Below are 13,385 nucleotides of genomic sequence, written 5' to 3'. Positions count from 1 at the left end.
CTATTTATCGGTGACTAATTTCTGCAATAAGTTGCTCACGGCGATCAGCGCCGACAGAAAGCAGGGCGGCGCGCAAGCGAGCAGCACCCAGCCTAATGGTATGGCGAGAATCATGGTTTGTTCGTTGTAGGAAAAGAACTCCTCGGCGCCATGAATAAGGCGCCAGCCGATGAACGCGAAGATCAGGCAAAGCGCAATTTCAGCAATCGCGCAGGCGGCCTTTTCCAGCGCCAGTGGAAGCCGTTTGACGAGGAGATCCACCGCCAGGTGTTTATAGCCATATTGGCAAGCGGGGAAGGTATAAAAAATCGCGGTTGCAACGCCGACTTCGACAATTTCAAAATCGCCGGTCACCGCCGTACCGAATAACCAGCGACCGAATACGGAGACGGTCACCACCAGAACGATGGCGACCAACGCCGCACCGCTGAGATAGGCGCTGCATTGCGCCGCGATAGCAAGCCAGGCGTCCGCCGTGCGGACGCTTTGGCGCAGGGCCGGGTATGTCGACAACGCAATCATAACTGCCGTGACTTCTCATATTGGGTCACAAGATCTTCGGCCTGTTGTAGCAGGTATTCGCCGTTTTTATTTTGCGAGTTCGCCTTGGCGACCCAGTCCTCCCGAACTGGTTTCACGCGCAGCTCCCACTCCTTTAACTGATTAGCATCGATGGAGTAAAAGCGATTGCCGTTTTTCTTCGCCAGTTCAATGCCGACCTTTTCGAAGTCGTCCATGGCCTTACCGATCTGCTTGCTCAGCGTAATGCCGGAGTTGCGGTCGATAATGGCTTTCAGATCGTTGGGCAGAGAGTCGTACGACTTCTTGTTCATCGCCAGGATAAAGGTGGCTGTGTACAAACCGCGAGCGCTGCTGAGCAGGGTATGGCTCTCGGCAAGCTCATCCAGCTTCAGTGAAGGCACTACCTCGAAAGGCAGTAGCGCCGCATTGATGACGCCCTTTGAAATCGCTTGGGGCACTTCGGGAGCAGGCATAAATAGCGGATTAGCGCCTAATAGACGCAGCGCCTCACCGGAGGCTCTGGTGGGCGCGCGAATTTTCAGAGACTCCAGGTCGGCGATCTGCTCAATGGGCTTGCCCAGAATATGAAACGAGCCGGCGGCGTGAGTGTGCAGAGACAGCACGTGCACATCCTGATACTCCTCCGGCGCATACTTCTCGATAAAGGTATGAAACGCCTGACTGGTCGCTTCCGCTGAAGAGGCCACGAAAGGCAGTTCGAACACAGAGGTCATCTGAAAGCGGCTGGGCGTATAGCCGGGCAGGGTCCAGATGATATCGACGATGCCGTTTCTGACCTGATCGAACAATTGCTGTGGTTTGCCCCCTAGCTGCATGGAGGGATAGATGCTGATTTTGATGCGTCCCTCGGATTCCTTTTCGATCTTTTCCGCCCAAGGCTCCATCCAGCCCTCTTGATCCAGAGAGGTCGCCGGCAGGAAATGATGCATCCGCAGCGTAACTTCGGCCGCGTGGGAAAAAACCGGGAAAAGCAGTGTAGTGAAAAGTAATGTGGCTAAAAAAAGCGTGGTGGCGGCGAATGATTTCGCCAACAGGGTTAGACATTTAGAGGTAAGTTTGGGTTGTTTGTGCGCCCCGGCCGCAAGCAGGGCGTCGCCAAGTCGCATGACGGCGTGTGATCGCATGGCTTCCTTCTCCAACTCAGTTCTTAGAATGAGCGCGCTATCGACCCCTTTAGCGCTGCAGGCCCTACATTAAAGTAATGTCGGGAGCCCCGTCAATCTGATGACTTGTTTTGAATTTGGAAGGGTGAACGGGTCGAGTTATCGCGGCAAAAGCGCTTGCAACACGAGGCGAGAACCCCGGTCCGCCGCCGACGCCCGGGGTATTGAGAACCTAGAAGCCGACTGGCTTGCCCTGTTCCAGGGACGCGTAGGCGGCGTTGGCGAGTTTTAAGGCGTTAACGCCATCCTGTACGCTGACGGGCATCGGAGATTGGGTCACCAGCGCCTGTACGAAGGCGGCCATTTCCGCCTGATAGGCGGCGGCGTAACGTTGCAGGAAGAAGTCTTCCAGCCTGTCGCTGCTTTCCCCTTCCGCGCCGAAGCGATGCAACTGGGTGGGTTTGATATTGTGCGCCTGCAACATGCCTTTGGCGCCGAAGGCCTCCACGCGCTGGTCATAGCCGTAGGCGGCGCGGCGACTGTTGAGAATGACGCACTGGGCGCCGCTCACGGTGGTCAGGGTAATGGTGGCGGTGTCGATGTCGCCAGCCTGGCCAATGGCGGGATCAACCTGACAACTGCCGATCGCGTGAACGTCCCGCAGGGGCTCATTCAGCAGCCATAACGCCATGTCAAAATCGTGAATGGTCATGTCCCGGAACAGACCGCCGGACACTTTGATGTACTCCACGGGCGGCGGCGAAGGATCACGACTGGTGATCACCAGTTGCTCCAGCTTGCCGAGGTCGCCAAGACCCCGTTGCAGGGCGGCGAAAGAGGGATCGAAGCGGCGGTTGAAAGCTACGAAATAGGGCAGGCCGCTTTGTTGTACGTGTTCCGCTACGCCGCTGGCGCTGTTGATATCCAGATCAATGGGCTTTTCGCAAAATACCGCTTTGCCCGCATTGAGCGCGGCGTGACTGAGTTCCGCGTGGGTGTTGGTGGAGGTGGCGATGATCACGGCGTCCACGTCATCCGCATTGATGGCGGCGTTTACATCCACCACTTTCGCGCCGACTTTTTCCGCCAGATCCCGCGCCGCCTCTTCCCGGGGATCGGCGATGTAACGAAGATCCACATTCAGGTTCGCCTTGGCGTTCAACGCGTGAATGACGCCAATACGGCCCGCGCCGAGAAGACTGATTCGAATCATAAAATTGCGCCTCTACTTTATACGCTGGTTATCACAACAGTAATAAGGTTTGCCTTTCATCCATACTGACGATGCAAACGGCGCGACCGGCGTGGGACCTGATTGTCCCTGAATCGATCCGGCGTCAGCCGTCGCCCAGCTGTTGCTGCTCAATCTGGTAGGCCATGCCGATCACCAGAGCCTGAGCCAGACACAGACTGGATGTCAGCGAGCGGAATCCGCGCACCTCGCTTTCCTTCACGTCGAAATAGACGGAGGAAATAGGCGCCAGCGGACTCAGCCGGCTGTCAGTAATACTGATAATGGGAACGCCGTTTTCATAAGCCTTGATGACCGCCGCGCGGGTTTCCTGAGCGTAGGGGCTGTAACTGATGGCCACCAGTACGTCGCTTTTGTCCAGAAACGACGCCTGCTCCTGCAACATGCCGCCGCTGCCGTCGATCAAATACACTCTGCGCTTGATCTGACGCAGCGCATAGGTGAGGTAAGAGGCGACGGAGAAGGAGCGGCGCATGCCCAGCACATGGATGGCTTTGGCGTTGTGCAGCAGCTTGATTGCGGCGTCCATGTTCTCGTCGGACACCATCTCCGGCAGGTGCTCCAGACTGAGCAGATTGCCGTTGACGAACTCGTTGAGAATGGTGTGAGAGGTCACTTTGCCGGAATGAACCGGCTGCGCGCTGGAGAGACGAATGCGTTCACGGTAGCTGGTGCTGTTCTCCACCAGTTTCTGACGAAACAGTTGCTGCATTTCGCTGAAGCCATCGTAACCAAACGCCGCCGCGAAGCGTATCAGCGCAGAAGGCGTCACTTCCGCCTGTTCCGCAATGACGGAAACCGTCTCCATCGCCACAGTGCTGGGATGGTCCATGACGAACTGCGCGATTTGCTTGAGCCGTTTGCTGAGGTCGTTGTAACGCTCAGTGATGGCCTGCTGCAGTTCTAATAGGTTGGTGGGCTTAATCGCGGTGGACAATTCGATTCTCCGGCAATGAAAATGAAATACAGTGTCGCCAATCCTACAAGAAAGTTTCAATGCGGAGCGAGTGTAAATTCACTTCCAGATAGCGTGGGAACCGCGTGGGCGAGGCGATAACAACTGGAGGCGGGCTGTGCTAAAACGCTGAAACAGGTTTGAAATGACTGATTAAAGGCGTTCATGCGGCCTCCGGCTTATTGGCTTCTTGTTGTTCTACGGCGCTCCGATAATGGAACGTATGATCCATCCTATTTAAAAAAATAGCGCTTTTCAAACTTTTTGTTCCAAAAAATATTGAAATGGAATTTTATCTTCTTTTCCTGGATAACCTGTTCTATTCCTTTGTCTATTCTATCTAAACAGGGGCTGTAGCTGACTTGGGTTGTTTGAAACGCGCCATCTGAAATTAAAATTATTGAAATTTTTGTTTCGTTCGTGGAATGATTGTTTTAATCTTGTTTCGCATTAGGCATAGAGGCGCTTGTCGCAACAGACTGAGTTGCGCTCCGCGACCATCAAAACAACAATTTCCGTGTGATGCAGACGGTATCTAAATTCGCAGGTGGGTATGAGCAAGAAGAAACTACGAGTCGGCCTGATCGGTAGCGGTTACATGGGCAAGGCGCACGCAATTGCGTTTCGCTCCGCCCCCGCAGTATTTGAACTCTCAGCGGATATCGAGCTTGAGATGCTGGCGGATATCAGCGCTGAACAGGCGGCGGCGAAAGCGGCGGTGATGGGGTTTAAGCGCTCCACTGGAGACTGGCGTGAACTGGTCAACGATCCTGATATCGACGTGGTGGATATCTGCTCTCCCAACTGGCTGCACAAGGACATGGCGTTGGCGGCCATCGCCGCCGGCAAGCATGTTTACTCGGAGAAACCTCTGGCGCTGAATGCGGCGGATGCGCGCATGATGACCGAAGCGGCGGAGCGAGCCGGGGTGAAGACGCTGGTCGGTTTCAATTACGCAAAAAATCCGACTGTGAGTCTGGCCCGGGAAATCATTCGCAGCGGGGAGCTGGGGGACATCGTCCATTTTCGCGGCACTCATAATGAAGACTATCTCTCCGACCCTGATGCGCCGTTCAGCTGGCGCCTGAAGAGAGAGTTCTCCGGTTCCGGAACCCTGGGAGACATGGGCTCTCACATTATTAACATGGCGCAGTATCTGGTCGGCGACATCACGGAAGTCGTAGCGGATCTGAAAACCGTGCACAAGAACCGCCCCATCGCCAATGCGCCCGGTGAGTTCGGCGAAGTGGAAAACGACGATCAGGTTCACCTGTTGGCGCGCTTCGCCAACGGCGCCCAGGGGACATTGGAGTCCAGCCGCATTGCCTGCGGCCGCAAGAACTCGCTCTGGTTTGAAGTGACGGGAACCTTGGGCACATTGATTTATGATCAGGAGCGACTGAGCGAGCTGCAGTTTTATTCCCGCAAAGACGCAGGGCCGCGGGAAGGTTTCCGCCGCCTGTTAGTTGGCCCGCAGCATCCGGATTACGCTAATTTCTGCGTGTCCGCAGGGCATGGTCTGGGCTACAACGATCAAAAGATCGTGGAAGTGCGGGACCTGGTGGAAGGTCTGTGCGCAGAGCGCCCCATGTGGCCGCAGTTTCGCCATGCCTATGAAGTGAACCGGGTATTGGATGCGGTGGAGCTGTCTCATCAGGAGCGCCGCTGGGTCAGTATCGAAGAGATCGCTTGAGGCGCCGCGAGTCGCAGATCAACAGGATTAATCATTCACTAAGTTCGTAGAGGAGAGCCCGATGTCGCATCTGTTACGCAAAGCCAGACGGGAGCAACAGCAACGTATCCACGTCACGCCGGAAAATGCGTCCTGGAAATACGTGGGATTTCAGGCGCTGGCGTTGCAGGCGGGGGAGATCTGGGAAGGCGAGTTCGCCGACGCTGAATGCTGTCTGGTGCTGGTGGCGGGGAAAGCGACAGTAGAGGCCGGAGCGGATACGTTCGTGGATATTGGCGAGCGTATGTCGCCCTTTGAAAAACTGCCGCCCTATGCGGTGTATGTTCCGCCTGCTACCCGTATTCGCATCCGCGCGCAAACGGATCTGGAAGTCGGTCTGGGTTTGTCTTCCCAGGTCTCTGGACAGTATCCGGTGCGCCTGATCAAACCGGATCAGGTGGCGGTGATGAGTCGTGGCGAGGGCTCCAACCTGCGCCGCATTCACAATATCTTGATGCTGGACCAGCCGGCGGAGCGACTGCTGTTGACGGAAGTGTTCACGCCCAGCGGCAACTGGTCCAGTTATCCGCCGCACAAACATGACTCTGACCGTCTGCCGGAAGAGTCTTATCTGGAAGAAACCTATTATCACCGCATCAATCCGGCCCAGGGATTTGTATTTCAGCGAGTCTACAACGACGACCGCTCTCTGGATGAAACCATGTCCGTGTACGACGGCGATTGCGTGATCGTGCCTGAAGGCTATCACCCGGTCGGCGTGCCTCATGGTTATGAATCTTATTACCTCAACGTGATGGCGGGACCGGTTCGTGACTGGAAGTTTCACAACGATCCAGACCACGAGTGGATTCTGTCCTCATCATGAAGCCCTCTCGCTGCGACCTGTAGAGCGTCATAGGCGCTTAGCCTATTAACATGGCAATAACATTGGCATGTTAATAATCAGGCGGCCACCTGTCCCGGTGGCTTTTTTATTTGGGCTGAGCGCCTCTTGTGAAAACGCTTGCGCCCCGGTAGCGTATATTCGAACGTTTTCCTTCGTATGACGAATTCTGTGCTTGGTTTTTATCGAAACAGAGGAGGTCGGGCGATGACGATGGTGATTGATGAGGAGAAAATTGACGAAACGGTATTGGCTCTGTTGCATCTGACGTTGCACCAGGGCAACCGGGCCTGGAAAGGTTTCGACTGGGAGGTCATGAACCGGCTCTACGAAAAGGGGCTGATCCACGATCCGGTAGAAAAAACCAAGTCCGTCGCTTTGACCGAACGCGGCATGCAGGAATCCGAGCGTTTGTTCCAGCGCTTGTTCGTCAAGGTAGAACAGGAATAATCCCCGACGCCTCATGCGGCCTTATAAACGGTGAAAAAATTCCGGGCGTCCGCTGAACCACTCTATTAATAGTTCCTTGAAATAAATCAGCTTCTTCGGCTGATAGCGCTGGGCGGGAAACACCACGTACAGCGTGTGGGTGTGGGAAGAGTAGTCCTCCAGCAGTCGCACCAGCCGCCCGCTTTCAATATCTCGATAGGCTTCATAAAACGGCAGCTTGGTGACGCCAAGTCCTTCCACCGCGCATTGCCGCATCATGGGATATTGATTGGCGGCGATCTCCGCCTGTATCGGTACGCTGATTTCACGCTCGGGGCCGGTAAATCTCCACTGGCTCAGTTGCTGATGCTGGTTGTGGGCGATGCAGGGAAAACGCGTCAGCTCCTCTGGGGTTTCCGGTTTGCCGTGGCGCTTGATGAATTCTGGACTGGCGCAGATGGCGTCCACCATGGCTCCCAAGGGGCGTGCGATCAGATAAGGATCTGGCTGCGGCGTGGCGCGAATGGCGAGATCGAACTCCTCCGCGATCAGGTTGCGGCTCTCATTGGCGAGGTCAATTTGCACTTTTACCCGGGGAAAACGCAACCGAAACAACTTGAGAATCTCCGGCATCATGGATATGCCCAGCGAAACGGGGCAGGTGAAGCGCAGTACGCCCACTGTGTCTTCATTCAAATCGCTTACCACTTCTGTGGCCTGACGGAATAACGCCTGAATCTCCGTGCTGTAGCGAAACAGCGCCTCCCCGGCCTCCGTGAGACGTAAACTGCGGGTGGTGCGATGCAGAAGCTGTGTCTGCAGCAGCTCCTCCAGCGCTTTAACCTGTTTGCTGACCTGAGATTTGGAGCTGCTCAGGCTTTCAGCGGCCTGAGTGAAACTGCCGTCCAGAGCCACCTGATGAAAGGCGGCGATCAGGTCGAGGTGAGTCAATAAGTTCTGCATATTGTTTCTGTATGGAAACAGTGAGTTTGTTTTTAGCTAGATTATCCCGAAGGTGTTTTTCATTAAAGTGGATTTATCAACAATCAACGTGGAGAAAGCACAATGAAAATCGTAGTAATCGGCGCCACTGGAACCATCGGCAAAGCCGTTGTAGCAAACCTGCAGGATAGGCACGAAGTGATCAAGGTCGGCAAGAGCGGCGGCGACTATCAGGTGGATATTGCCGATGAGACTTCCATTCAGACGCTGTTTGAGACCATCGGCGAGTTTGACGCGCTGGTCAGCGCAACCGGCGACCTGGCGTTCGCGTCTCTGACAGAGATGACTTCCGAGCAGTGGGAGGTTGGACTGCATAGCAAGCTGATGGGGCAAATCAATCTGGTGCGTCATGGACTGAAGTATGTCCGCGACCGGGGCTCTTTCACTCTGACCAGCGGCATTCTCAGCGTTGATCCTATCGCTTGGGGGACAGCGGCCACTACCGTTAACGGCGCACTGGAGCACTTTGCCGTCGCTGCGGCGATTGAAGCCCCGCGCGGCGTGCGCATCAACGTCGTCAGTCCGACAGTGCTGACCGAATCCTGGGACCAGTATGGCGCCTTTTTCCCTGGCGAGACGCCGGTAGACGCAGCCAAGGTGGCGAAAGCATTTCAAAAGTCTGTGGAAGGCGCGCAGACCGGCCAGGTCGTTCACTTGCGCGGCTAGGCCGTTATACTGCCGCTATTAGCCCGCCGTGTTAATGATTCGTTGCGGGTGGCGCTTGCTGGAAGAACGGGATAGTCACGGTGAAAAAGTGGGTCTGTACTGCAAGAACCAGTGGTCCGCCGACGTTCCGGCGTCGTAAACGGTCCCTGGTCTCAGACCCTAAAATGCAGGCGCGTACTCCCCCCTCGGATCAACGTACGCCTGCGAGCCGTTAAGAGTGTGTTGGTTGCGCCACTCTCAGTTGTCGATAAGTTCTCATGAGCCGCCGGCGGCGAGTTTTCCTGTCGCTTGCAGAGAGGCGGAGAAATTATTCTTGGCCGATAGAATGACTTTGCTGCGTCCTCCTTCCTGGAACAGCGTCAGGATATTGTGATGATTGGCGTCATTGGCAAAGCTGCGAATACTCGCCTGCACTTTATTGAAGTCCTTTGGCGCATTCTTCAGCTCAAAGACGACCCGTGTTTCATGATCGCCCAGGTTGACGTTAGCGGGACTCAGCTTGATATCGACGCCGTCGATACTGAGTTGCACGGTATTCAGAAGGTAATTCGTGAGCTGACGCTCCCGCTCCTCCCGTGAGAAGCGTTCGCCGCTATTTTCCGTCTGTAGCTGATTCAGCGTGGCGGAGACGCCGGCTTGGGCCAGCACGGCGGTCAAACGCCAGACATTATCCTCGTCACGCGACAGATTGAAGAACGACATAAAGGTGTAGTGCGCGGAAGCGGAGGGGGCTGACAGCGCCAGCCAAAGCAGCGTCAGGGCCAAAGAGTTATATTTGCGCATTCTGCCTTACTCCACGATCAACTGTTGTTTCGCTATAACGCCTTTCAGGCAGCGCGGTATGTTCACGTCTTCCGCCGAAGAGGAGTGATAGTGATACATGCCGGTAGGGTAGTGAATGGTGGGGCCGAAATGGCCGTTGCATTCATCCAGACTGGTTGGAATAGCGCCATTCGACTCCAGATGGGTGTATATGGGAAACCCATCCATCGCGTAGGCCACCAGATCGCCGGAGCCTTTTGGATACACTGCATCGCAGCGCACTTCGCCGATATGATGCTTGGCGTAAATCTCGTTAATGGTTTCCGGGAAAATATGGGAATGGTAGAAGCCCTCGTTAATGTGCCCGCCGCAGGCGTCCAGGGCGGGCATACTGCCAACTCCGGTGGGCGCGCCGGGAATGCCGTTGGCCACTGAGGGCGGTAAGCCATTGATGGGCATCCCGATCAGGGATAAGCCGACAATTTTGGATGCGTCGTCCATAGGTATGGATTCCTGGGCATGCCAGGAGAAAACGGGAATCATATAGGAGAGTTGTAGTTCGTTGTCAGGCTCGACTTCGATGCAGTAAGAGAGGTCCGGGTCCATGTTGGGAATTTCGCCGGTTTTGATCATGATAAAGCGGACATTGCCGTCATCGTCGACGATGTCGTAGCCGTCCGCCTCCATGTCCTCGAACAGGTCTCTTTTCAGAACGCGTAAGCCAGGGTTGGTGTCCCCGTCATAGGGATATACGCCGCCAATGTCATTGATGGTTTCCGGACAGAAAGGGCCAACTTCCACCGGGTTGCTTTTAACCTTCAGTTTGTAGCACCAGGACTGACGCCCCGTATTCAGTTCGCATCGTTCCATGGAAATATCTTCCAGAAAGTGTTCTTTATCGAAATAGGACGGTATCAAGGCTGGGAAGAAGAAGCCCTGTGCCGACTGCATTTCCTGGGCGCTCGCTGCGGCGCTATAAAGTCCTGACAGCGCGGAGGTGAAGATGAGAGTGATTGAGCGGAATGTCATATCAGATCCTTTCTATGGCTGGTGAATAGTTTCCGTATGTGAGCGCTTGCTATGTCTCTTTGGCGGATAAATCCGCGCTTTGTTGTTATGAAAATTGAGTCATGGAGAGCTTGCTATAGCGAATGGCTCAGGCGGTGACTGAGCGTGTGAAGCCAGCGGGGAGGCGAGATAGTTATCGACATACGCAGTTTCCTTTTGGCGTTAAGTTTCGGCTGTTCCATGGCCCGCCGCCGCTTTCAAGTCAGTGGACCTGTGACGATGCACGGATTGGCGTTCGGGATAAGGGAATTATTTCGAAGCGGAGGTTAACGATTGGTTAATTTGCAATCAGAACATTGGCGAAGGACGGAATACGCCAGAACGTGCGGTTTAAGCGGGGCGGTAGATATTCAGTTCCCGCTTAACGCGGTCAATGTCCGTGTCGGCCTCCGCCGCGATAGTGCGGAGGCGGTCGATATAATCACCCGGCAGACATAGCTCTTCTGCGCCGCGCCGAACATGCTCAAGGTACCAGTTGAACGGTCTTAGAGACGTATCGATAGCGGTAGCGAAGTAAGTGAGCGCTTGCATAACGCCGTGGTTATTCGTCGTGACCGATATATATTTTGTTTCGTAGCCCTGACCAGCGCCTTCTGCATGATCCAGTGACGCTCTGTCTTGACGGTCAATATGGAACAGGCCGCCGTAAACCAGATCCGCATTAGCGCCGGTGTGGAAAATATCGCACTTGGCGGAGCCGTCGCGGCCAATTTTATGGAAGCGTAATTGATGTTCGTTCAGCCAGCCGGGGCACAGGAGCTGCGCGGAAGGGGTCCTGGCGCGCAGTCGTCGCAACGACATATTGGAGCCGTAGGCGAAGTACAGAAAATGGGAGGCGGGTTCCATTTAAAACTGGATGAACTTCTGGATCAGCATTGGCTCATAACCAAACAGAGCGCTGAGGTGATGCAGGTAGGCATGTTGTCCTTGTCCCCGCCAGACGTCGCTGATTTGCTGACGTATTAGTCCGTAACGTTCCAGCATGGCTGTAGTATCGTCAGACTGAGCGGGAATGTCCTCGCCGAAAGATTGAATCAGCGCCAGCCAGTGGGCGCTGATACCCATGATGAAATAGGGCCAGGTTTTTTGCAGATGAGGCTCCCAGTTGGGATCGCTGGTGGCCTGCAGGTCGGATGTCAGGTCGCGGTAGCCGCATTTGACTACTAATTGCTTGAGGTCGCCGCTTTGCAGGAGACGTGTGACTACCGGCGAACTCTCCAGGCCCTGAAAAATCCGGCCAGCGGTATTTGGGTCCGTATAGAACAACAGACTGAATTGATGGCCGGCGGCGTCGGAGGCCGCGCGGCGGTGAAAGCGCCATAAGGGTAAGGCGCTGGCGTGTTGCGCCAGTACCGGGCTGGCGACTTGATCCGCCAGCAGCAGGTCCATGTTCCAGTTGGGAGCGCCGTTTTCATCAAATGGCATCTTGAAGCAGGCCCGCCACCAGAACTGTCCCGGGCTGGCCGTGACCGGCTTAATCTGCACAGGCTGCTGAGCGCAGGCTGCGAGCCCCAGGAGTGTTAATAGGGCCGCAGCGAGACGGACTACTCGACCCGCCCACCTGTGTAGTCGCTTTACTGCGTCTGATAGCGGCGGGGCGGTTGTCTGCATGGCGAGCCTCAACGGTGATTTATGCGTCGTAATTGTTCAGGGAATCCCGCAACGCGGAGATCAGGTCCTCGCGAATTTCCTTCGGCTCCATCACTTTGCATTCCGCTCCCAGGTTCATCAGCCAGTTACGCAACTGAATAGTGCGTCGCACCTTGGCCGTAAGGATGTAGGACCCGCTTTCGTCGGTGGCCGGCTTGATTTTCTGATCTATGGCGATGGGGTTTTCAGTCAGGTCGGAAATCAGATTGCTGTAAGGATTGGCTGGCGTGATGCGCAACTTCATGGAGTAAACTGAGTTGTCTTCGGGGGCAATGAAAACATCCATCTTGCCTGCCTCCAGGTAGTCCCGCAGACGGAATTTTTTGGGTACGCGGGAGCTGCGCTGGTCCATGGTGATGCGTTCAATCTTGTGCAGCAGAAAGTGGCGGTAGGCCCCGGGAGAGTCTATGTCCTCATCCTTTTTCGCCACCAGATAGATTTTGGGCAGCAGAATCGCGACGCCGAACGGATGGGCGCGATATTCCTTGCCGCGATAGCTGAACAGCACCTGTTTGTTCTTCAGGATTGCGCGATAGATGGTGTCGAGGTGCTCGATGTCGAAGTCCGCCGGCTGCAGACGCTGACCGCGCTGGTAGAATTCTACGGAATCGCGCAGACGATTATACAGCTGCGGCGACAGTGATTTTTCCGACTGCTCCAGGCGTTCCTCCGCCTGGGCGAAAAAGCGCTCCAGCTCAGATATTGTATTACGCGGCAACAGGTTGGAGAGGTGCTTTTTGGCCATGGCGAAAGCGATCGCCATGTACTGAGGCATTTTTTCGTAGTCGTACTGCAGGGTAGAGTAGGGGTCGAGCTTCCACAGCAGGCTTTTGCCCACGCCCCGCACTACCTCCAGTCCGAACTCGTTGCCGGGTTCGTCGTCTTCGTCATCCATTTCGTTCTTGCCGTAAAGGAAATTCATGTCGCGCTGGATCAGGCGCTTCTGTGAATTAGGATCGCCGCCCTCTTCCATGTAGTCTGCGGAAATCAGGTGGTTGATGATTTCCTCAGTGGATTTGGGCGTTCTGGCCGACTTCAGGTAAGCCAGGATGGATAAGCGGCGTAGAAAAGTTCTCATCAGTTCCCCATAAAAACTTTGCGAAGACTATAAAATACATTCTTTTGCGACATCAATGGTCGTTTTACTTCCTAATCTAACTCCTGTAGACGAAATAAACCACCACGGGAGAAAGAAAATGTATAGAGTCAATGCGTTTACCCAGAAAGGGGCCAAGTTCCGTTTCCGCATTCAGAGCGAAAGCGTCGCCGACCTGCATGATATCCTGGACCGCATCTTTGAAGGACGCAAAATGCGTCTGGTTGTCGTTGAACCGGTAGTATGACGAATGGTTTTCCCTCTCCGGGGCCGGCGCGTCGTC

15 protein-coding genes are annotated in these 13,385 nt (G+C 55.0%); 5 read left to right on the top strand and 10 right to left on the bottom strand.

Annotated elements, in window-relative coordinates:
• From AC2IBB_RS28490 to AC2IBB_RS28475, 4 genes are all read right to left on the bottom strand, one after another.
• A complete protein-coding gene (locus AC2IBB_RS28490) occupies window positions 1-522 on the bottom strand; it encodes a TRAP transporter small permease (RefSeq protein ID WP_486330061.1) in 522 nt (173 codons plus the stop codon).
• A complete protein-coding gene (locus AC2IBB_RS28485; RefSeq protein WP_486330060.1) occupies window positions 519-1,667 on the bottom strand; it encodes a TRAP transporter substrate-binding protein in 1,149 nt (382 codons plus the stop codon). The genes AC2IBB_RS28490 and AC2IBB_RS28485 overlap by 4 nt, the downstream gene beginning before the upstream one ends.
• Window positions 1,668-1,878: 211 nt before the next feature.
• Window positions 1,879-2,859 carry an inositol 2-dehydrogenase gene (iolG, locus tag AC2IBB_RS28480; RefSeq protein WP_486330059.1) on the bottom strand — a complete coding sequence of 327 codons (981 nt, stop codon included), beginning with the start codon at window positions 2,857-2,859 and terminating at the stop codon, window positions 1,879-1,881.
• 124 nt (window positions 2,860-2,983) lie between these two features.
• Window positions 2,984-3,835, bottom strand: coding sequence for a MurR/RpiR family transcriptional regulator (locus tag AC2IBB_RS28475; RefSeq protein WP_216736828.1), 852 nt, complete (start codon window positions 3,833-3,835; stop codon window positions 2,984-2,986).
• A 571-nt stretch (window positions 3,836-4,406) separates the two neighbouring features.
• Here AC2IBB_RS28475 and AC2IBB_RS28470 point away from each other — a divergent pair.
• The 3 genes from AC2IBB_RS28470 (at window position 4,407) to AC2IBB_RS28460 (ending at window position 6,879) form a co-directional block, all read left to right on the top strand.
• Entirely contained in the window at window positions 4,407-5,546 is a 1,140-nt protein-coding gene (locus AC2IBB_RS28470) for a Gfo/Idh/MocA family protein (RefSeq protein ID WP_486330058.1), read from the top strand.
• A 61-nt stretch (window positions 5,547-5,607) separates the two neighbouring features.
• The gene (iolB, locus tag AC2IBB_RS28465; protein WP_486330057.1) at window positions 5,608-6,411 is read left to right on the top strand and encodes a 5-deoxy-glucuronate isomerase; all 804 of its coding nucleotides are present in this window, start codon (window positions 5,608-5,610) and stop codon (window positions 6,409-6,411) included.
• A gap of 225 nt (window positions 6,412-6,636) precedes the next feature.
• On the top strand, window positions 6,637-6,879 hold the full coding sequence (locus AC2IBB_RS28460) for a DUF6429 family protein (RefSeq protein WP_486330056.1): 243 nt from the start codon (window positions 6,637-6,639) through the stop codon (window positions 6,877-6,879).
• A gap of 21 nt (window positions 6,880-6,900) precedes the next feature.
• On the opposite strand, the gene AC2IBB_RS28455 is transcribed toward AC2IBB_RS28460, so the two are convergent.
• Entirely contained in the window at window positions 6,901-7,821 is a 921-nt protein-coding gene (locus AC2IBB_RS28455; protein ID WP_486330055.1) for a LysR family transcriptional regulator, read from the bottom strand.
• 102 nt (window positions 7,822-7,923) lie between these two features.
• Here AC2IBB_RS28455 and AC2IBB_RS28450 point away from each other — a divergent pair, with 102 nt between their 5' ends.
• A complete protein-coding gene (locus AC2IBB_RS28450) occupies window positions 7,924-8,526 on the top strand; it encodes a short chain dehydrogenase (protein ID WP_486330054.1) in 603 nt (200 codons plus the stop codon).
• Window positions 8,527-8,781: 255 nt separating this feature from the next.
• Here AC2IBB_RS28450 and AC2IBB_RS28445 read toward each other — a convergent pair whose 3' ends face one another.
• The 5 genes from AC2IBB_RS28445 to AC2IBB_RS28425 all read right to left on the bottom strand — a co-directional run bounded on the left by AC2IBB_RS28445 (window position 8,782) and on the right by AC2IBB_RS28425 (window position 13,084).
• Window positions 8,782-9,309, bottom strand: a complete 528-nt coding sequence (locus AC2IBB_RS28445; protein WP_486330053.1) for a hypothetical protein — start codon at window positions 9,307-9,309, stop codon at window positions 8,782-8,784.
• A gap of 6 nt (window positions 9,310-9,315) precedes the next feature.
• Entirely contained in the window at window positions 9,316-10,317 is a 1,002-nt protein-coding gene (locus AC2IBB_RS28440; RefSeq protein WP_486330052.1) for a YHYH protein, read from the bottom strand.
• 369 nt (window positions 10,318-10,686) lie between these two features.
• Complete coding sequence (locus AC2IBB_RS28435) at window positions 10,687-11,202, bottom strand: gamma-glutamylcyclotransferase family protein (protein WP_486330051.1); 516 nt, start codon at window positions 11,200-11,202, stop codon at window positions 10,687-10,689.
• On the bottom strand, window positions 11,203-11,967 hold the full coding sequence (locus AC2IBB_RS28430; RefSeq protein ID WP_486330050.1) for a hypothetical protein: 765 nt from the start codon (window positions 11,965-11,967) through the stop codon (window positions 11,203-11,205).
• Window positions 11,968-11,986: 19 nt separating this feature from the next.
• Window positions 11,987-13,084 (bottom strand): helix-turn-helix transcriptional regulator, encoded by a 1,098-nt coding sequence (locus AC2IBB_RS28425; protein WP_486330049.1) that lies wholly within the window; start codon window positions 13,082-13,084, stop codon window positions 11,987-11,989.
• A gap of 118 nt (window positions 13,085-13,202) precedes the next feature.
• On the opposite strand from AC2IBB_RS28425, the gene AC2IBB_RS28420 reads away from it, so the two are divergent.
• A complete protein-coding gene (locus AC2IBB_RS28420; RefSeq protein WP_158304996.1) occupies window positions 13,203-13,349 on the top strand; it encodes a hypothetical protein in 147 nt (48 codons plus the stop codon).
• Window positions 13,350-13,385: the final 36 nt, after the last annotated feature.

The organism is Hahella sp. NS-SX17 (genome assembly GCF_057367735.1).
The sequence above is the reverse complement of the archived record's forward strand: the minus strand, read 5'-3'. Positions and strand labels throughout refer to the sequence as shown.